The sequence below is a fragment of the Pseudomonas lini genome (genome assembly GCF_030812475.1).
GTDB lineage: Bacteria > Pseudomonadota > Gammaproteobacteria > Pseudomonadales > Pseudomonadaceae > Aquipseudomonas > Aquipseudomonas lini_A.
Genome location: NZ_JAUSSR010000016.1, coordinates 70,332 through 89,359, shown reverse-complemented (window position 1 = coordinate 89,359; position 19,028 = coordinate 70,332). Strand labels below are relative to the sequence as shown.

Sequence of the window (19,028 nt, the reverse complement as noted above, 5' to 3'; positions counted from 1 at the left end):
ATCAGCGGCCTCCTGCGGGTGCGCCAACCGGCGTTACTTCTGCCGGCTCATCGGGCAAGGGTTCGCCTTTATGAGTACGGCTGATCAGGGCAATGGTGCAGCCACAGACCACCACGGAGCCGATCGCAGCCAGCACGGCCACCGGGCCGCCGTGCAGAGCGGTGACGACGTTCTGTTGCGCGGCCATCGCGACCACCACCGGAATGTACATGGCGCCCCAGAAACCGACGCCCAGCTCGCAATCCCTGGTCATGCCACCACGTTTATGCATCCACAACCGCGCGCAGATCAGCAGGATCATCGCAATCCCGACGCCACCGACGTTGGACTTCACCCCCAGCAACACGCCGAGCATGTCACCCATGATCACCCCTGCCAGCGTACAGATCGCCAACAGCGCTACACCGTAAATAATCATTGTTGTCGTCCTCAAAGTGCATCGTCGAATGTTGTTTTTGTTGTTCGAAGGTCTGAGTGGTGGTCTAGGGTTGGCGATGACCCTCCTCGCGCAACAACGCCTGCAAGGTATCGAGCCGCGCACCGTCGAAGGCAATCACGGTGCCCTGCTCGAACACCCGGCGCGCCAGCCCGGTCAGCACTGCGCCGGGCGGCAGTTCGATCTGTAGCCGTACACCGCGCTCGTAGGCGCTTTGTACCGTGCCGCGCCAATCCACCACGCGGCACATGTTGAAGGCCAGGTCGTCGCGCAAGGCTTGCGGGGTGATAACGGGGCGGGCGCGAGTGCCGCTCAGGTAACCCAGGGTCGGCCTTTTCAATTGCACCTTGGCGAAGGCTTCGGCCAGGATTTTTGCCGGGGTTTCCAACAGCGGGCAGTGAGACGGCACACTGACCGCCAGACGCTTGGCCAGACCGGCACCACGACCTTTCGCCAACTCGGCAACCGCTTTCATCGCACTGTCACTGCCGGCGATGACGACTTGGTTATCGGCGTTGATGTTGGCCAGGTAAACCGGCGTGTCGAGGCTGTGAACCTGCGCCAGCAAGCTTTCCACCGTCGCCAGCTCCAGACCGATGATCGCGGTCATGCCGTAGCCCTGAGGATAAGCCTGCTGCATCAGCTCACCGCGCAGGCTGACCAGATGCAGCGCATCGCTGAAGCTCAAGGCACCGGCAACCACCGCTGCCGGATAAGCACCGATGGACAGACCTGCCACGTAATCCGCCTTCAATGACAACTGACGTGAAGCAGCCACTCCAGCGATCAGCAGGCATAACTGAACCGCCCTCGTCGACTGCAACGCCTCGGCAGAATCCAGCAACAAAACATCTTCACCCAGCACCTCGCTCGCCTCGATCAGCGTTTCCCGAGGCAAACGATGAAGCATGCCCGGTTGCTGCGCGCCCTGGCCGGGGAACACCAGCAAACTGCTCACGCTGCTTGCTCCTGCGGCTGCCAGGGATCGGTGACAAGACAGGCGACCTGAGCGTTCTTGAGCAGCACCCGATGCGACGAGCCGGCCCATTCGCGCAGAGCCACGGCGCCATAAGGTGTCTGCAATTGCATGTCGACACGGCATTCGGCAACGCCCAGGAGCGTTACCAACTCTTGCGCCTGGAGTCGGTTCAACGGTTGCGGAGTACGCAGAATCAAATCGAGATCGCTGCGCTCATGGAGCGCCGCAAAACCGCTGGCCAGTTCAAACCCGGCGCTGCCACTGACACCCCACACCCAGTCACAGCCATCGAGCAGCGGACGCAGTTGATCGAGGGCACGCACTGCGGGTAAATCCCGATCAATCGAGAGATGACAGAGCGCTTCAGGCTGCACCCGACGCTCGATCATCTCGACCGCCATCGACGTTGCATACCGCTGCTCGCGCAACCGCCCACGCACTCCGATCGCGATTCGGCCCGTTGCGCTCAACGCGCGCCGAACCACTACCGGCTGACCCACGCTGATCGAGTCGATCACCCACGAAGGTGCATCCACCGGCAGCTGCTGCGGGGTCATCCCCCAGAGCAGGTCGTGAGCCAGAAACGTGCTCACCACTGCACCCTCAACAGCTGGCGAACCCTGCTCGATGCCGCGCGGTTGCTCGCGCCCAGGCGGCCACTCAGATCGCAACCGGTGGCAGCGACATCGCCAATCGCCTGAACCAGACACTCATTCACCCGCGCCACATCCGCCGTCGTCGGCTGCTCGATCTGCTCCACCGACAGGGTCTCCCACAACAAGCCCAGGCTGGCATAGCTGTCGATGTCATAGGCCATCGGCGGCACGCTGGCGGCCAAGGCTTCGAGCTCTTCGACACTGCGCAAGGTCACCCGCGCCGCCGACGCCTTGCCCATGGCATGCACCATCACTCCCGGATCACGCAGGGCGATCAGCCGATTGGCCTGGTAACCATGAGCCAGAAACGCCCCGGACATGGCCTTGCCCACCAGCAAACCGATCACGGCGTGGCCGGCCAGGCGTGCACGGGCATAACTGTCCGCCGCAGCGGCCAGGGCCTGATGAATGCCCAGCGCCTCTTCCCGTCGACCGTAAGCCTGACTGGGCACATCGACGATGGCGATCAAGGCGCGTTTTTGCGGTTGATCCCGATCGGCGGCGATGACTTCATCCACAGCCTTGGCCAGGCCCCAACCTTCCAGCAAGCCGACCTCGCCGTTGCGAGCGCGGACGAAGCGGTTGTCGGGGTCGCCCACCACCGAGATAAAACGAACGGGCTGGTCGCCCAATGCCCCGTCGGCCACTTTCAACGAAGCCGGCAAACCCGTCACTGGCTTCGCCGCTGCGCTCAAGGCATCGAACCAGTGCAAACCTCTCAGGGAATACGAACTCATGAGCGCTCTCCTCGATACAGATCGCGAACCGTCGCCGGCTCGATTTGCGGCTCGGCATCCAGGCGGGCCAGCCGTTGCAGGAACAGCTCGGCCTGACGGCTGCGTTGGTGCTCAGGCAGGCCCTTTTGCAGGAACTGGCTGACTTGCTGCTGAATCTGCGCCACATCGTCGGCGACAAAACTATCCGCCAGGCCACTGGCAAAACGCTGCTCGCCACCGGTCAGGCTCCAGATGAAGGGCCGGTCACGGGAGTCGTACTCCTCAAGCCCCGCTTCCTGTTCGATCACTTGCGGACCGTTCAGGCCGAGCCTGGCTTCCCGGGTCACCAGCAAATAACTGCACAACCCGGCGGCAATCGACATACCGCCGAAGCAACCGACACTGCCGGCCACGACGCCGACCACCGGTTGGTACTGGCGCAAATCGACGATCGCGGCATGTATATCGGCAATCGCCGCCAACCCGAGGTTGGCCTCCTGCAAGCGCACGCCACCGGTTTCCAGGAGCAACACGGCGCGGGTGGGGATGCCGTTGCGGTTGTCTTCGGCGGCCAGTTCCAGTGCGCCGGCCATCTTCGCCCCGCCGACTTCACCGAGGCTGCCGCCCTGGAATGCACCTTCGATGGCCGCGATCACCACCGGCAGACCGGCGATGCTGCCCTTGGCGATCACCACGCCGTCATCGGCTTGCGGCACCACGCCCTGGCGCGACAGCCATGGCGACATGACGCGCTGGAACGGGTCGAGCAGTTCACGGAAGCTGCCGGCGTCGAGCAAGGCTTTTGCCCGTTGCCGGGCACCGAGTTCGACGAAGCTATGCTTATCAAGATGGGCTGCGCTGTCAGTCATGGCCGATCTCCTCGAAACCTTGCTCCAGACGCAGGCGCACCACGCCAGGGGTCGCGCCGAAATCGTGGATATCGATCGCCATCGCCGGCGGGTTCTGGCCGTCGAACATCCGTGCGAACAGATGCTGCCAGCGCTGTTCGGCGCCATTGACCGAGGTCTGCACCTTGATCGTCAGCGTGCCGGCCTGACCCGGTTCGATCAGCACTTCCAGATCGCCCGAGCCGACACAGCCCACCAGCGTTCGCCCCCGTGGCGGCTGCCCGGCGGGGAATTCAAAGGATAAGGTTTCCATCAGAAAGCTCCCTGGATGATGCTGTCGCCAGACTCGATACGGTCGAGGAACAGACAGGCTGCGAGCAAGTCGGCAGCGCCGCCGGGCGAGGCGTTCAACGCGATTAATTGTTCGTCCAGTCGATGCAAGCGGCGACGCCCCGCGAGGCTGGCGCTACCCCCCGCGTCGAGCACTGCTTGAGCGCCGCTTTGCATGGTGTGCAAGCCCGTTTCGCCGGCGCGGTACAGCACGCAGGTATCGGCCAGTCGGGTCATGATCGCCAGCAAGGCATCGAGGCGGGCGTTCTGCTCGCCATGGCCGGCAGCACGGCTGTGTTTGAGTTGCGGCAGCGCCCGTTGAATCACCGCCGGGAAACCCAGCTGCGCTTCTTCACGGGCTCCGCGCGCGCCGTAGCGTTGAGCGACTTGCGCGCCGTGGCTGAGCGGATGCGGCGCGTAACGGTCGTCGAGCAACGCCAGGCGTGCGGCGCGTAAAGCAATCGCGCCCGGGGCCGTGAATTCGGGGTCCAGCGCGGCGGCGGTTACCAACAAGCCCAACGCCCAGATTGCCCCGCGATGGGTATTGACGCCGCTGGTGGTGGCGAGCATCGCTTGCTCCCCTTCCCGACCGATCCGCCCGATGGCTTCGCGCAGCGGCAAACCGACCCCGCCAAACTCGCTGGCCGCTTGCGCCATTTCCTTGAACGCCGGCCACAGCGACAGTGCCGAAGCGTGCATCAGTCCCAGGTGCAAATCGGTATGAGCGCCATTGCCGCGACGGTCGACCAGCGCCGGTTTCGGTGACAAGTCGGCTTCGTCGATCAGCGCGTCAACCGCCAGGTCCGCCAGGTGCTCGGCCAGTGATAAAGGTTTGGGTTGCAGGTTGAATGCGTGCATTACCAGCTCCTGAATTTGGCGGGCGGGTTGTACAGGCCACCGGACCACTCGACCAGATCGGCCACGCTTTTGGCGGCGAGCAATTCGCGGGTGGCGTCGGTGCGGCGGATGCCAAGGTCTTCGGGCAAGGCGATCAGGCCTTCGCGGCGCATGCGCGCGGTGTCTTTCGGGTTATGTCGCAGACCAATCACCGTGACCCCGGCGACGGCGGCGATCATCGCCTGGCGCTCTTCGAGGGACCGAGCCTTGTACAGATAGGCGATGCCTTCTTCGGTCAGCAGGTGCGTGACGTCGTCGCCGTAAATCATGATCGGCGCCAGCGGCATACCGCTTTTCTTCGCCACCTCGACGGCGTCGAGGGTCTCGACAAAGGTCGGTTTGCCACCCTCCTGGAAGGTCTCGACCATTTGCACCACCAGCTTTTTGCCGCGTTCGAGCAACGCTTCGGGCGCGTCGTCGTGGCGCATGTCGAGCCAGGCCGGCGTGCCGTGGCGACGACCGCGCGGGTCGTGGCCCATGTTCGGCGCACCGCCGAAACCGGCCAGGCGGCCGCGGGTCACGGTGGAGGAATGCCCGTCGCCGTCGACTTGCAGGGTCGCGCCGATGAACAGGTCCACCGCGTATTGCCCCGCCAGTTGGCAGAACATCCGGTTGGAACGCAGTGAGCCATCGCGTCCGGTAAAGAACACGTCAGGCCTGGCGGCGATGTAGTTTTCCATGCCCAGTTCGGTGCCGAAGCAATGCACGCTTTCGACCCAACCGCTTTCAATGGCCGGGATCAGGGTCGGGTGAGGATTGAGGGTCCAGTTGCGGCAGATCTTGCCCTTCAGGCCGAGGGATTCACCGTAGGTCGGCAGGATCAGCTCGATGGCGGCGGTGTTGAAACCGATGCCGTGGTTGAGGGACTGGACGCTGTGCTTTTCGTAGATCCCGCGGATCGCCATCATCGCCATCAGCACGTGAACGGGCTTGATGTGCCGTGGATCACGGGTGAACAGCGGCTCGATGTAGAACGGCTTGTCGGCCACCACCACGAAGTCGACCCAGGATGCCGGAATGTCGACCCGCGGCAGTTCACTGACATCGTCCACCAACTGATTGACCTGGACGATGACAATGCCGTCGCTGAAGGCGGCGGGTTCGATCAATGCCGGCGTATCTTCAGTGCTCGGGCCGGTATAGATGTTGCCGGCGCGGTCGGCCATGAAACCGGCCGAGAGTACGACGTTGGGAATCAGGTCCACCACCAGCCGCGCATAGAGTTCGATGTAGGTGTGGATCGCACCGATTTCCAGCAGGCCGTCTTCGAGCAACTGGCTGATGCGCAGGCTCTGGGTACCGGCAAAGGAGAAGTCGAGCTTGCGGGCGATGCCGCGTTCGAACAGGTCAAGATGCTCGGCGCGACCGACACTGGGCATGATCATGTGCAGGTCATGCAGCTTGCCCGGGTCAGCCTTGGCCAGGGAGCGCGAGAGGAAATCCGCCTGCTTCTGGTTGTTGCCTTCCAGCACCACACGGTCGCCGGGCAGGATCAAGGCCTCCAGCGCCGCAACGATCTTGTCGGTGGGCAACACCACACCGTCGGCTAGATCCTTGACCAACTCAAGACGCCGCTGCTTTTCGCTGCGCCGCCGCGTCCATCGCGAGTCGGGGGATATTGTTGTTGTCATGACCACTCCACGGGTTCGCTGTCGTGGGAGTCACCTTAGGAGTGTTGGGTGGGGGGCATCAATCAAGCAGAGAGACGGATCGTTACGGTCACCGTAATGATCGGCTGGAGAAGTTGGTTGCTTGTCCCGACGCCTTCGCGAGCAAGCTCGCTCCCACAATGGATCCCCGTCGTACACAAAACCCCTGTGGGAGCGAGCCTGCTCGCGAAGGGGCCAGAACAATCTCCGCCGGTTTCAATGCCGGAGTGCAATGATCGATAAGTCCCAAGATAGGACCGATCGGTCCCTTTTTGGGAATCTTCAAACTGAATGCAGAAACCATTAAGGCGAGGGGGCTTGTCGGAACGACGCTTCGCCACAGGCCGGTCAGACAGCTTGAGGTTTGTGTTTAAAAGTTTGTCCCCAGGATCGGTGAAAGGCTACGCAGTCTGGCGTCGCTGCCTACAGAAATGCCGGAACCCGCTGAATGGTGCGGTTTTGTGTTGGTCTTTATCGTTTGGGGGTCGCTGGAAACTCAGCGACCGGGATTGGAACCCCGTGGTGTTAACGAGGCAAAAGCGCCTTTCATAACGTATGCTGCGCACCTTTAATGTGTGCACTCCGTTATGGCGGCTGTGCGCGGGAGACCTTAGTGTCTGTCGGGTTTTGTCCGTTTGCCCGGGTTCCAGCCCGCGTACAGCTGCCACCCCTTCGATTGGAACCCGATGGAGCAGCTGAAACTCTTAAATGGAGCTTCACTATGTTCAAAGTTACTCCCAACCCCCCGGAAACCGACACCGGTTCCGAAGCTTTTCTCGAAGCCGAAAAACTCAAGGAAGCCGCCGACCGCGTCTTCGCGCACTACTTCCCCCTGGCTGACGAAAAACCAGCCAAGCACCGAAAATTCCAGCTCTTCACCGTCTCTCCCGATATCGACACCGAAGCCCTGCTGGCCAACGCCTCCGAAGACCTGCTGTCCATCAGCGCCATTGCAGCCGATCTGGCGGACGATGTGGAAGGCTCGCGCCGCTCGGTGGCCTTGGCGCTCAGCCGCATGGCCGATGGGGTGCAGTTGTTGGTGGAGCGGGTGATGGATCATCATGAGGCGCTGCAGATGCAGATGTGGACTCAGGCCAAGGTGTAGCTGTCAGGTTAGTGGTGAATTGAAGGCCGCCTTCGCGAGCGGGCTCGCTCCCACAGGAGTACGCATTCCAATGTGGGAGCGAGCCTGCTCGCGAAGAGGCCTTCAGACTAGCCCGTAATTAACCAACAACTCCTCCAGCGCCAACAAATCCGGCACCTTCGCCACCTGATCCCCCACCTGCACCGCCGCCTGTTCCAGCGCACACAACGGCACATCCACATAGCTCAACTGACTGTCGAGCTTGAACGAACGCGGAATCCCCTGCACCAGCAGCGCAATGAACTTCAGCTCCGGCCGCCCGCCAAGGGCATTGAGGATGACAATCCGCGCCCGCTCGCCGATGACGATCCTGTTGCCACACGCCGACTCGAAACTGAGCAATGGGATCTGCCGGTTACGCCATGCGACGCGCCCGAGGTACCAGGGTGGCGTATCGAGATCGAAGCTTCCCGGTTGGTAATCGATCAGCTCGGCGACGGCGACGTTGGGCAAGATCAGGTGACGGTCGGCCAGGGGCAACAGCAGTCCGGTGAGGTTGCTGGTGCGATGCTCAAGCATGGGTCTTGCTCCACAGGGCGATGCTTTCGAGCAATACCGATTCCTGGTACGGCTTGCCGAGGTAGTCGTTGACGCCGATGGCCATGGCGCGGTCGCGGTGTTTCTGCCCGGTGCGCGAGGTGATCATGATGATTGGCAGGTGTTGCAAGCGTTCGTCCGCACGCACCCGGGTCGCCACTTCAAAGCCGTCCATGCGCGGCATTTCGATATCCAGCAGCATCAGGTCCGGCTGGTGTTCTTCGAGCAGCAACATGGCGTCGACACCGTCCTTGGCGGTCAGCACGTTCATGCCGTGGCGTTCGAGCAAACGGCTTGTGACCTTGCGCACGGTGACCGAATCGTCGACCACCAGCACCAGCAACGGCTTTTGCGGTTCGGGTTCCGCTTCTTGAGCCAGTGGTCGCTGCGGCACACGCGCCTGCAGGGCGCGGATCGGGGCCAGCAGATCGACAATCAGCACCACCCGGCCATCCCCCAGGATCGTTGCCCCGGACAAACCCTGTACCGTTGCAAATTGCGGACCGAGGCTCTTCACCACGATCTCGCGAGTGCCCACCATGGCATCGACCTGCACGGCAACATGCCGCTCGTTGCACTGCACCAGCAAGACCGGCATCGGCAGGCTCTGGCCCAGGAGTTTCGGACGGGTACTGGTCTTGAGCAGTTCTCCGAGATAGCACAGTTCATAGTGCTGCCCGGCGTATTTGTAGGTCGGCGGATCGAGCCGGTAATGCCCTTCGAGTTCGTTGGGCAACACGCGCACGATACCGTCGATGGTATTCAGCGGAATGGCGAATTGATCTTCCCCGCACTGCACCATCAGCGCCCGGTTCACCGATACGGTGAACGGCAGGCGAATGCGGAAGTGCACGCCCTGCCCCGGTGTCGAGTCGATGCTCATGGTGCCGCCGAGTTGCCGGACTTCTTCGTGAACCACGTCCATGCCGACGCCGCGCCCGGAAATCTGGGTGATTTTCTCTGCGGTGGAGAACCCCGGTTGCAGGATGAATTGCAGCACGTCGCGGTCGCTGATGTCGCTGTCCGGCGCCAGCAGGCCGCGCTTGACCGCCTTGCGCCGGACCGCGTCCAACGGTACGCCGGCACCGTCGTCGCGGATGTCGAAAATGATGTCGCCGCCCTCCCGCGACAGGTCGAGGGTAATCCGGCCCTGGGCCGGTTTCCCGGCCGCGATACGCACCTCGGCAGCCTCCAGCCCATGGTCAACGGCATTGCGCAGCATGTGCTCGAGCGGCGCCGCCATGCGTTCGAGCACGTTACGGTCCATCTCGCCTTCAGCGTTGCCGACGACGAACTCCACGTCCTTGTCCAACTCGCTGGAGACCTGACGGACGATACGTTTCAAGCGCGGCAACATGCGCTCGAACGGCACCATGCGCGTACGCATCAGGCCTTCTTGCAGTTCGGTGTTGATCCGGCCCTGCTGTTGCAGCAGGTTGTCCGCGTCCTGATTGCGCCGGTCGAGCGTTTCCTTGAGGTCAAGCAGGTCAGAGGCGGATTCGAACAGCGCCCGGGACAGTTGCTGCAACTGCGAATGCCGGTCCATTTCCAGCGGATCGAATTCTTCGTAGCCCAGGCGTTCGGCATCGACCTGCTGACGGCTGAGGATCCGCCCCTGGGTTTCGGTATCGAGACGGCGCAACTGGTCGCGCATGCGCTCGATGGTGGTTTCCATCTCACTCAGGGCCACACGCGCATCGTTGACCTGTTGCTCGATCCGCCCCCGGAAGATCGAGGTTTCGCCAGCCAGGTTGACCAGGTCGTCGAGCAATTCAGCCGAGACCTTGACCATATCGGCGCCGGCCTCTGCTGGCAGCGCGAGTGGTTCGGGCTTGTGTGTTGCGAGTGTTGCAACCGGCGCTTCAGGCACCGCTGGGTGGCTGAAATTCCTGATCGCGTCGATCAGTTGATCGGCTGCGGGCAAAGGGTCCCCGGCGCGGGTCGCATCGAGCATTTGTGCCAGGCGGTCATGGCTGCATTGCAACAGCGTGAACAAGGCGGGTGTGGGTTGCAGCACGCCAGCGGACAGGCCTTCGTAGAGAAATTCCAGCTCATGGGCCAGATCGCCGATCGGGACGATCTCCACCATCCGCGCGCCACCCTTGAGGGTGTGCAGATCGCGCAGCAGGGTTTCCACTTCCTGACGATGGGTCGGTTCGGCCTGCCAGCGCACCAATGCCGCGCCAGAGTTTTCGATGATGTCGAAACCTTCCTCGAGGAAGATGTCCTGCAACTCGGGATCATGGGGGGCCGAATCATTGGCCGGCGCGGGCTCGACCCGCTCAAGGGTACTGACGTTGTCCTGACGGAATTGACGTATGAGCTCGATCAGTTCGCCCGGATCGGCCAATGGCTGCTGGTTTTGCAACTGTTCCAGCATCGCTGCGAGCCGGTCATGGCTGTGTTGCAGCAGTTGCGCCAACACGTCGCCATGGCTGAAACGGCGATCGACCAGGCCTTCGTAGAGGTTTTCCAGCTCATGGGCCAGGTCACCGACGGGCTCGACTTCGGCCATTCGCGCACCGCCCTTGAGGGTGTGCAGGTCTCGCTGCAGGGACAGCAGCGGCGCGGCGTTGTCCGGGTCGCCCAGCCAGCGCTGCAGGGCCTGGCTGGCGCTTTCGAGGATATCAACCGCTTCTTCGAGGAAGATCGCGACGATTTCATCCTCCAGTTCAACACCGCGGTCCCCCGTAGGAGCTGGCTTGCCAGCGAAGGACTCATAAGCGCCGCGTTTCTCCAGGGAAAACGCGTCATCGCTAACCACGCGATCCCCTGTAGGAGCTGGCTTGCCAGCGAAGGGCTCACAGGCGCCGCGTTTATCCAATGAAAACGCGTCATCCTTAACGCCGCGATCCCCCGTAGGAGCTGGCTTGCCAGCGAAGGGCTCACAGGCGCCGCGTTTATCCAATGAAAACGCGTCATCCTTAACGACGCGATCCCCTGTAGGAGCTGGCTTGCCAGCGAAGGGCTCACCGGCGCCGCGTTTATCCATTGGAAACGCGTCATCGTTGAAGTCCTTCGCTGGCAAGCCAGCTCCTACAGGGGTCCGCGCCAGCTCCGCGGTGACGCTGCCGAGTTCGCGAATGCTCTGGGTCCGGCTGCCGTCGCTACGGATCAGACCCATGGCCGAAGGATCGAGACCCTCATCGAGCAAGCCGCGCAAGGCCTGGATCCGCTCCGGTTGCGGGCTGACTTCCTGGCCGGCGGCCAGTTCGTCGAGCATGTTGATCAGCGCTTCGTGAGCACTTTGTGCCTCGTTGAAAAACCGCTCACTGACCGCCAGGCTGCTTTCCTCCACCGCGCCATAGAGGTCGAGCAAGGCTTCACAGAGTTCATCCACCGGATGCAGATCGGCCAGGTGCGCGCCTTCGCCCAAGGTGGTCAATTCGTCCAGCAGTGCGCTGAGCTCCTGCCGCTCGCCGGGATGTTGCTGCCAACGGCGCAACAGGCTTTCGGCGTCCAGCAGAATGTCCATGCCCTGGGCGAGAAAGTTGTTGATCAATTGCGGATCACGCTTGATGCGCAGCCTGGTATTGGGTGCACTCAATAGACTTTGCAGACGCTCGGCCAGCAACACCTGGGTACGCTCGATCAACGAGCAGGCGCCGGGAATCCCGGCCAGTGGGTCGCGCTTGAGTTGACGCAGCCCGAGACGGAACAGTCCTTCAGCCTCCCGCAACAGTTCGACTTCATCCTGATCCAGTGCCAGCAGGTGTGCCTTGTATTCCCTGGTCAGTTGATCCAGCGGCGCTGCCAGTTCGGCAATCGGCAAAACGCCCGCCATCGAGGCGCTGCCCTTGAGCGTGTGCAAGGCGCGCTGCAACTCGTCGCTGGCGTGCAACGGCACCTGCTCGGCGGCCCGGTCGAGAAAGCGGTTGAGGCTGCCCAAATGGGTTTCGGCTTCGTTGCGGAAAATTTCCAGCAACATCGGATCGAAGGCCGCAATCTCCTGCGAGATCTCATCGGCCGGCAGCAATAGGCTGCCGGGGGTGGTCAACGCAGGCGGGTTGGCAGCAGATACGGGACTGGCCAGCACATCGGCCAAGGTCTGCATGATGGCAGGATCGTCCAGCTCCTGATGATCGCGCATGAGCTGTGCTTGCGTCGGGCTGAGCACCTCTTCGAGCACCGGCAATTGATGCTCGCTGGGGAAAAAGCCGAGGGAGGCCAGGCTCTTTTGTGCGACGTCGAGCAGATGTTCGCCCGGCGCCTGGGGGTCGTCACCAAGACGTTCCAGGTAGTAATCGATGCTGGTCACGACGTCGGCCAGGCTGTCGAGTTCCTGCCAGCCGGGGTGACCCGGATCCAGCAACAAATGCTCGTGGATAAACTGGTTGCAGGTTTCGATCAGGCTCGCCGCGCGACTCAACGGAATCATCGCCAGCGCGCCGCGAACCTGGGTCAGCAGATCCGGCAATGGCTGCAGGTGCTGGCGATCCCAATCGGCGTCGATGTAGTCGACGATCAAGTCCTTGGCCTGTTGCAGGCAAATGCGCGCTTCCTTGATCACGATCTGGTGGATCTGCGTCAAATCGGTGGTCGGCAGTCGGCTTTCTTCCTGGCTTTGCGGCTCGACGGTACCGACCATGCCGGCCAGGGTCGCTTCGACGTAGAGCAAGGCGCCGGCGACGTCCATCAGGATCGCGTCATTGGGCTCACGCTGGCCTTGGGCAAGGCTCAGTACCACCGCCAACTGATCGATGATGACCTTGCGTGGCTGGCCGAAACCAAGCACCGCCAGGGTGTCGGCGATTTGCCGCAGCGGCGCCAGCAAGCTGTCGAGGTCCGAGGTGTGCTGGCGGTCGCTGCGCACAAACAGGTCGAGGCGCTCCTTGACCCGCACCAGCTCTTCGCACAACGCCGCCAATACCGAGCGCATGGCGTCGCGGTCGGGGCCGGCCAGTCGCGCCCGTTCTTCTTCGACCATCGCACTATGAGGCAGCGCATCGTCCAGTCCGTAGCGATCTTTCATGGTCAGCATCTGTCCGGTGGGATGTTCGGCCTTGGCAATGTAAAACAGCAACCGCTTGAGCAACGCCGGCGGTGCCGGCTGATTGATGCCGGGCATGCCCTGTTCGAGCAGGCGTTTGAGTTCCAGGTCGGTCTCCTTGAACAGGCTGCGCAAAGCCGGGCTGTTGGCAGTCACGCCGGCGCGCATGCCTTCGACCAGCGCCGAGGCGACTTGCCACAACGGCCCCAGGGGCGCAGCGCCACACAGTTCTTCCAGTCGTGAGAACACCTTGGTCAGGTACCCGAGAATAGTCTCGTCATCCTGCTCGCGCAGCAATCCGGCCAGGGCCATCTGCAACATCTGCCGCAGCTTGCGCAGCACATCAGGTAAATCCGCCGGTTCCAGCAAGGCCAGAAACTCTTCATCTAGTGGCGGCAGGTCCGGCAATTGCGCAGTGAACAGGCTGGTTTCCGATAACAGGCTTTCGCCTCGGGCGTCACGCAGATCGTTGATCAGCGGCAACATCACCAGCGGCAGGTCCCGACGAGCGCCTTGCACCCGGTCGAGATATATCGGCAGTTGCCCGAGGGCCTGCAGCAACAGATGGATCGCCTCATCGCGATGGCCGACGCGGTCATGCAGCAGAGCGCTGGTCAGTTGCTCCATTTCTTCGGCGAACAGCGCCGCACCGTAGAACTCGACCATCCTCAAGCTGCCATGAACCTGATGGATGCAGGCCAGGCATTCGCTCAGGGCGTGCGTCGCCTGCGGGTCATCCAGCAAGGTCACGATTGCCTGATGCGCCACTTTCAACGTTTCGGCAATCTCGCCCTTGACCCACTCGAGGGCCACATAGTCGTGCCGATCACCCATAACCACTCCACTTTGCACCCCAATCAGGAATCAAATGCCCCAGGGCCATTCATACTTTATCAGCAGGCTGCGTCCTGGTGGCCGGCAAGGTGAAACCGGATACCGAACGCCGCAACTGACTGGCCATTTTCGCCAGGTTGCCGATGCTTTCAGCGGTAGCCGTGGAACCGGACGACGTCTGCGTGGTGATCTGCTGGATCACGTTCATCGTCAGGGAAATCTGCCCGGCCGAAGAGGTCTGTTGCTGCGCGGCGTTGGAAATACTCTGGATCAGCGCCGCAAGGGTCTTCGACACCCCTTCGATTTCTTCCAGGGCCACCCCGGCATCCTGCGCCAGACGCGCGCCACGCACCACTTCGGTGGTGGTCTGCTCCATGGAAATCACGGCTTCGTTGGTGTCGGTCTGGATCGCTCGCACCAGGGTTTCGATCTGGCGGGTCGCGGCAGACGAACGCTCTGCCAATCGTTGCACTTCATCGGCCACCACTGCGAAACCGCGCCCGGCGTCACCGGCCATGGACGCCTGGATCGCCGCATTCAGGGCGAGGATGTTGGTCTGGTCGGCAATGTCATCGATCAGGCTGACTATATCGCCGATTTCCTGGGAAGACTCACCCAATCGCTTGATGCGTTTGGCGGTGTCCTGGATCTGTTCGCGAATGTTGTCCATGCCGTGGATGGTGTTGTGCACCACCTCGTTGCCCTTGTTGGCGATCTCCACCGAACGTTCAGCCACCGCTGAGGATTCCGCCGCGTTGGCCGAGACCTGATCGATGGACTCGGCCATGTCATTGATCGCCGTGGACGCTTCGGCAATCTGCTGCGCCTGATGCTCAGAGGCCTGGGCCAGGTGCATGGCGGTGGCCTGGGTTTCCTGCACGGCGGCGGCAACCTGGCCGGCCGTGAGGTTGATCGTCGCCACCAGGTCGCGCAGCTGATCGACCGAGTAATTGATCGAATCGGCGATGGTCCCGGTAAAGTCTTCGGTCACCGTAGCGGTCACGGTCAGGTCGCCGTCGGCCAGGTCCTCGATTTCGTCCAGCAGCCGCATGATTGCGGTCTGATTGCGCTCATTCTTTTCGGCTGTCTCGCGCAACTGACGATTGGTCTCGCGCACCATCACCAGCCCGATGAGGATGATCGACATCAGTGCAGCAAGGCCCAGGACATAGCCGCCAATGGTGTCGGTGTTGCGCCCGCCGGCGAGGTTTTCCAACCCGGTGGCCAAGTGCGAGGCTTCGTCGAGCAGGGTTTGCGACAAGGTAAAAATGTTGCTGGCCGATTCCCGGACCTTGAACAGCTCCGGCGACGTTTCGAGGATTTCGTCCACCGACCCGGAGACGAATTGAAATAGCTCGGAAATCTCGATCAACCGGGCACGGGCATCGCTGTCCTCGACCTGGCTCACCTTCAGCGCCGGATTACCCTGGAGCATGCCCGTGAGCACCTGGCCGAATCGCGCGGCGTCGCGACCGAACGCATCGGCGGCCTGTTGCGAGTTTTCGTCTCCGGAGAGCACGGTGTTCACCGCGCCGAGGATACGTTCAGCCAGCAGGGTCTGCCGCTGGGCCATCGCCACCTGAGCGGCCGGCGCACCGCGCAACAGGAGGATTTCGACCACCTTCTCGTATTCGACTTGCAACTGCGGCACGGTTTCGGCCAGGGTGGCGGCGACCTGATGCAGGGACAGTACGGTCTGTTCGCTGGCGAGAATCGTGTCGGTGTTTTTCAGCAGACGCTCCCAATCAAGCTGCACGGCGCGCATTTCCGGGCGCACGGTGGATGGCGCCGGCGGCAGGCCGGTGGAAGGATCGCCATTCTTCAAATAGCCCCAACGCCGGGCAAAATCATTGCGCGCTTCGCTGAGCAGTTTGAACGCCGCCGCCTTGCCCGCCGCGGCTTCGGTGGCGTTCTTGGCGATGCGCTGGGACAGCACGCGCAGCTCGCCGGCGTGGCCGATGTACTGCTTGTCGTACGTGACCTGGGTATTGAGGTAAGCGAAGTGGGCGAACAGCAGCATGATGAAGACGATCAGCGCGATGAACAACGCGATGATCTGCGAGCGGCTGCGCGACCCTTCAGGCTTGCCTGTTTTTGCTTTTGTCATCGGTTCTCGCCTTTAACCACCTTTAGAACCCACCGAAGATCCCTTGTGGGAGCGAGCCTGCTCGCGATGAACCTGAGAACACCGCGGGGTGTCAGGCTTGCAGCGTTATCGTTGACGACCATCGTCGGAACGCCGCCCGGAGCAAGCTCGCTCCTACAGGGGTCAGGCGGCGACATTCAGGAAACTTTGCGACTTCACCAACGCAAACGGGCTGAACACCTGCCAGCCCTGCTCGCGTTGGAATTGGCCGGTGACGAACGCCGACACAGGCCCGTGCCCATTGTCCGCCGGCTCCAGGCTGTCCTGGGCGAAGTGCTGCAAGCCGAAGACCTCATCGACCATCAACCCGGCGAACACATCGCCATGCTCGACCACCAACACCCGCCGCTGCTTGCGCAGAGGCGACAGTTCATGACCGAAGAAACCACACAAATCCATGATCGGCAGCAAGCGTCCGCGCAAGTTGGCGACGCCCTTGACCCAGGGCTTGACGCCCGGCAGCTGAGTGAACCGCGGCTCGTGCAACACTTCGCTGATCTCGCCCATGGGCGCGACGTACCAGCGCTCGCCCAAGCGAAAACCGATACCGCTCCAGCTGTCCTGGCGGAACGGTTGGGACGGTAGATCCGCCGCCAGCAGACGACAACGCCGATCGATCTGCAGCAGCAGTTCGAAGGCGGTCAGCGACTCGGTCATGGCGGGGCTATCAACCGGCCAACACGTTGTTCAGGGTCTTGATCAGGGTGTCTTCGTCGACCGGTTTGGTCAGGTAGTCCTTGGCGCCCTGGCGCGTACCCCAGACCTTGTCGGTTTCCTGATCCTTGGTGGTGATGATGATCACCGGAATGTGTCCGGTTTCCGGATCCTTGGTCAGCTGACGGGTCGCCTGAAAACCGTTGAGGCCAGGCATGACGATGTCCATCAGCACCGCGTCGGGTTTCTCCTGGCGGGCGAGGGCCACGCCGTCGGCACCGTTCTCCGCTTTCAACACTTCATGACCGTGCTTTTCCAGCATGCCGGTCAGTTTGTACATTTCGGTCGGCGAATCATCGACGATCAGAATACGAGCCATGGTGTTCCCCATTCTTGTCGACACCGGGCCCGCTGGCCGAGCGTCACTGTGGTGTCTTACTGCGGCAAAACGGCGGCGAAACCCGGCACATGGGCCTGGATCGCGTTCAGCAGTTCTTCCTTGCTGAAAGGTTTGGTCAAAAACTGGTCGGAACCGACGATGCGCCCCTTGGCCTTGTCGAACAGACCGTCCTTGGACGACAGCATGATGACGGGCGTGGACTTGAACGCGCTGTTGTTCTTGATCAAGGCGCAGGTCTGATAACCGTCCAGACGGGGCATCATGATGTCGACGAAGATGATGCCGGGGTGATTATCGGCAATCTTTGCCAGGGCATCGAAACCATCGATGGCCGTGATGACCTCACAACCCGCGTTCTTCAACAGCGTTTCGGCGGTGCGACGAATCGTCTTCGAATCGTCGATTACCATAACCTTCAAGGCGCTGGAATGCTGTTCCATAAATGCTCTACCGTCGCCTTTGCGAATCAAATTGTCCATTTGCGCCAACCGGAGGCTTTAAACCCTTGATGCTCAAGGCCCAGCACGGCATGGCAGCCTTTTTAGCACAGTCTCCAAATCCAATCTATCGGGCGACTGGCGCGGTGGTTTTTCCTTGACCCGGAACATTCTCAGCGCCACTCTGACGCCACTTTTATACGGTCCTGTGGATTGATTTTTTGTAGGAGCGAGGCTTGCCCGCGAAGCAGGCGGCACGGTTTTGCAGGCACACCGCGTCATCGTTCTTCGCGGGCAAGCCTCGCTCCTACAAGAGGATCGGCATAGCTCCCCAAATCTTCGAGGAAACACCCATGAGCGTTCGAGTCGGGATTGTCATGGATCCCATTGCCGGCATCTCCTACAAGAAGGATAGCTCGCTGGCCATGCTGCTGGCCGCGCAGAAGCGCGGCTGGGAACTGTTCTATATGGAACAGCGGGATTTGTACCAGGCCGAAGGCGAAGCGCGGGCGCGGATGCGTCCGTTGAAAGTCTTCGCCAACCCGGAAAAATGGTTCGAACTGGACGCCGAGCAGGATTCGCTGCTGAGCGATCTGGACGTGATCCTGATGCGCAAGGATCCGCCGTTCGACATGGAGTTCGTCTACTCCACTTACCTGCTGGAGCAGGCCGAACGCGCTGGCGTGCTGGTGGTCAACAAGCCGCAAAGCCTGCGCGACTGCAACGAGAAACTGTTCGCCACGCTGTTCCCGCAGTGCACGCCGCCGACCATCGTCAGCCGTCGCCCGGATGTATTGCGCGAGTTCGCCGATCACCACGGCGATGTGATCCTCAAGCCGCTGGACGGCATGGGCGGCTCGTCGATCTTCCGCCACACCGCCGGCCACCCCAACCTGTCGGTGATCCTCGAAACCCTGACCCTGCATGGCAATCAGCAGATCATGATCCAGGGTTACCTGCCGGCCATCGTCGACGGCGACAAACGCATCCTGATGATTGACGGCGAACCGGTGGATTACTGCCTGGCGCGAATCCCGGCGGCGGGCGAAACCCGGGGCAACCTGGCTGCTGGTGGTCGTGGCGAAGCGCGTCCGCTGACTGAAAAAGATCGCTGGATCGCCGCGCAAGTCGGCCCGACCCTGCGCGAGAAAGGGCTGCTGTTTGTCGGCCTGGACGTGATTGGCGAGCACCTGACGGAAATCAACGTCACCAGCCCGACTTGCATTCGCGAGATTGATAACGCGTTCGGCACCGACATCGGTGGCCTGCTGATGGAGGCCATCGAGAAGAAGCTGCAAGCTGCAAGCCTCAAGCCGCAAGTTTGAAGCACGCGGCATACAGCTTGTCGCTTGAAGCTTGTCGCTTGAAGCTAAAA

16 protein-coding genes are annotated in these 19,028 nt (G+C 61.9%); 2 read left to right on the top strand and 14 right to left on the bottom strand.

Features of this window, described 5'->3' with window-relative positions:
- Nucleotide 1 precedes the first annotated feature (1 nt).
- The 8 genes from madL to mdcA all read right to left on the bottom strand — a co-directional run bounded on the left by madL (nucleotide 2) and on the right by mdcA (nucleotide 6,493).
- Nucleotides 2-418, bottom strand: coding sequence for a malonate transporter subunit MadL (madL, locus tag J2W17_RS26380; protein WP_307341654.1), 417 nt, complete (start codon nucleotides 416-418; stop codon nucleotides 2-4).
- Between the two features lie 64 nt (nucleotides 419-482).
- Nucleotides 483-1,394, bottom strand: a complete 912-nt coding sequence (mdcH, locus tag J2W17_RS26375) for a malonate decarboxylase subunit epsilon (protein ID WP_307341652.1) — start codon at nucleotides 1,392-1,394, stop codon at nucleotides 483-485.
- Complete coding sequence (locus J2W17_RS26370; protein WP_307341649.1) at nucleotides 1,391-2,011, bottom strand: malonate decarboxylase holo-ACP synthase; 621 nt, start codon at nucleotides 2,009-2,011, stop codon at nucleotides 1,391-1,393. Before J2W17_RS26370 ends, mdcH begins: the two co-directional genes overlap by 4 nt.
- Nucleotides 2,005-2,808, bottom strand: coding sequence for a biotin-independent malonate decarboxylase subunit gamma (mdcE, locus tag J2W17_RS26365; RefSeq protein ID WP_307341646.1), 804 nt, complete (start codon nucleotides 2,806-2,808; stop codon nucleotides 2,005-2,007). Before mdcE ends, J2W17_RS26370 begins: the two co-directional genes overlap by 7 nt.
- Nucleotides 2,805-3,656 (bottom strand): biotin-independent malonate decarboxylase subunit beta, encoded by an 852-nt coding sequence (locus J2W17_RS26360; RefSeq protein WP_307341643.1) that lies wholly within the window; start codon nucleotides 3,654-3,656, stop codon nucleotides 2,805-2,807. Before J2W17_RS26360 ends, mdcE begins: the two co-directional genes overlap by 4 nt.
- Complete coding sequence (locus J2W17_RS26355; RefSeq protein ID WP_064680236.1) at nucleotides 3,649-3,948, bottom strand: malonate decarboxylase subunit delta; 300 nt, start codon at nucleotides 3,946-3,948, stop codon at nucleotides 3,649-3,651. Before J2W17_RS26355 ends, J2W17_RS26360 begins: the two co-directional genes overlap by 8 nt.
- Complete coding sequence (locus tag J2W17_RS26350) at nucleotides 3,948-4,823, bottom strand: triphosphoribosyl-dephospho-CoA synthase (protein ID WP_307341638.1); 876 nt, start codon at nucleotides 4,821-4,823, stop codon at nucleotides 3,948-3,950. Before J2W17_RS26350 ends, J2W17_RS26355 begins: the two co-directional genes overlap by 1 nt.
- Nucleotides 4,823-6,493, bottom strand: a complete 1,671-nt coding sequence (gene mdcA, locus J2W17_RS26345; protein ID WP_307341635.1) for a malonate decarboxylase subunit alpha — start codon at nucleotides 6,491-6,493, stop codon at nucleotides 4,823-4,825. Before mdcA ends, J2W17_RS26350 begins: the two co-directional genes overlap by 1 nt.
- A 739-nt stretch (nucleotides 6,494-7,232) precedes the next feature.
- On the opposite strand from mdcA, the gene J2W17_RS26340 reads away from it, so the two are divergent.
- The gene (locus J2W17_RS26340) at nucleotides 7,233-7,616 is read left to right on the top strand and encodes a DUF6124 family protein (protein ID WP_307341631.1); all 384 of its coding nucleotides are present in this window, start codon (nucleotides 7,233-7,235) and stop codon (nucleotides 7,614-7,616) included.
- Between the two features lie 102 nt (nucleotides 7,617-7,718).
- On the opposite strand, the gene J2W17_RS26335 is transcribed toward J2W17_RS26340, so the two are convergent.
- From J2W17_RS26335 to pilG, 6 genes are all read right to left on the bottom strand, one after another.
- The gene (locus J2W17_RS26335; protein WP_307341628.1) at nucleotides 7,719-8,174 is read right to left on the bottom strand and encodes a chemotaxis protein CheW; all 456 of its coding nucleotides are present in this window, start codon (nucleotides 8,172-8,174) and stop codon (nucleotides 7,719-7,721) included.
- On the bottom strand, nucleotides 8,167-14,016 hold the full coding sequence (locus J2W17_RS26330) for an Hpt domain-containing protein (protein WP_307341625.1): 5,850 nt from the start codon (nucleotides 14,014-14,016) through the stop codon (nucleotides 8,167-8,169). The genes J2W17_RS26335 and J2W17_RS26330 overlap by 8 nt, the downstream gene beginning before the upstream one ends.
- 49 nt (nucleotides 14,017-14,065) lie before the next feature.
- Nucleotides 14,066-16,123, bottom strand: a complete 2,058-nt coding sequence (locus J2W17_RS26325; RefSeq protein WP_307341622.1) for a methyl-accepting chemotaxis protein — start codon at nucleotides 16,121-16,123, stop codon at nucleotides 14,066-14,068.
- A gap of 162 nt (nucleotides 16,124-16,285) precedes the next feature.
- A complete protein-coding gene (locus tag J2W17_RS26320) occupies nucleotides 16,286-16,819 on the bottom strand; it encodes a chemotaxis protein CheW (RefSeq protein WP_307341620.1) in 534 nt (177 codons plus the stop codon).
- A gap of 10 nt (nucleotides 16,820-16,829) precedes the next feature.
- Entirely contained in the window at nucleotides 16,830-17,195 is a 366-nt protein-coding gene (gene pilH, locus J2W17_RS26315) for a twitching motility response regulator PilH (RefSeq protein ID WP_007897961.1), read from the bottom strand.
- A gap of 56 nt (nucleotides 17,196-17,251) precedes the next feature.
- Nucleotides 17,252-17,656 (bottom strand): twitching motility response regulator PilG, encoded by a 405-nt coding sequence (gene pilG / locus J2W17_RS26310; protein ID WP_064680823.1) that lies wholly within the window; start codon nucleotides 17,654-17,656, stop codon nucleotides 17,252-17,254.
- Nucleotides 17,657-18,006: 350 nt separating this feature from the next.
- Here pilG and gshB point away from each other — a divergent pair, with 350 nt between their 5' ends.
- Nucleotides 18,007-18,978 (top strand): glutathione synthase, encoded by a 972-nt coding sequence (gene gshB / locus J2W17_RS26305; RefSeq protein ID WP_307341615.1) that lies wholly within the window; start codon nucleotides 18,007-18,009, stop codon nucleotides 18,976-18,978.
- Nucleotides 18,979-19,028 lie beyond the last annotated feature (50 nt).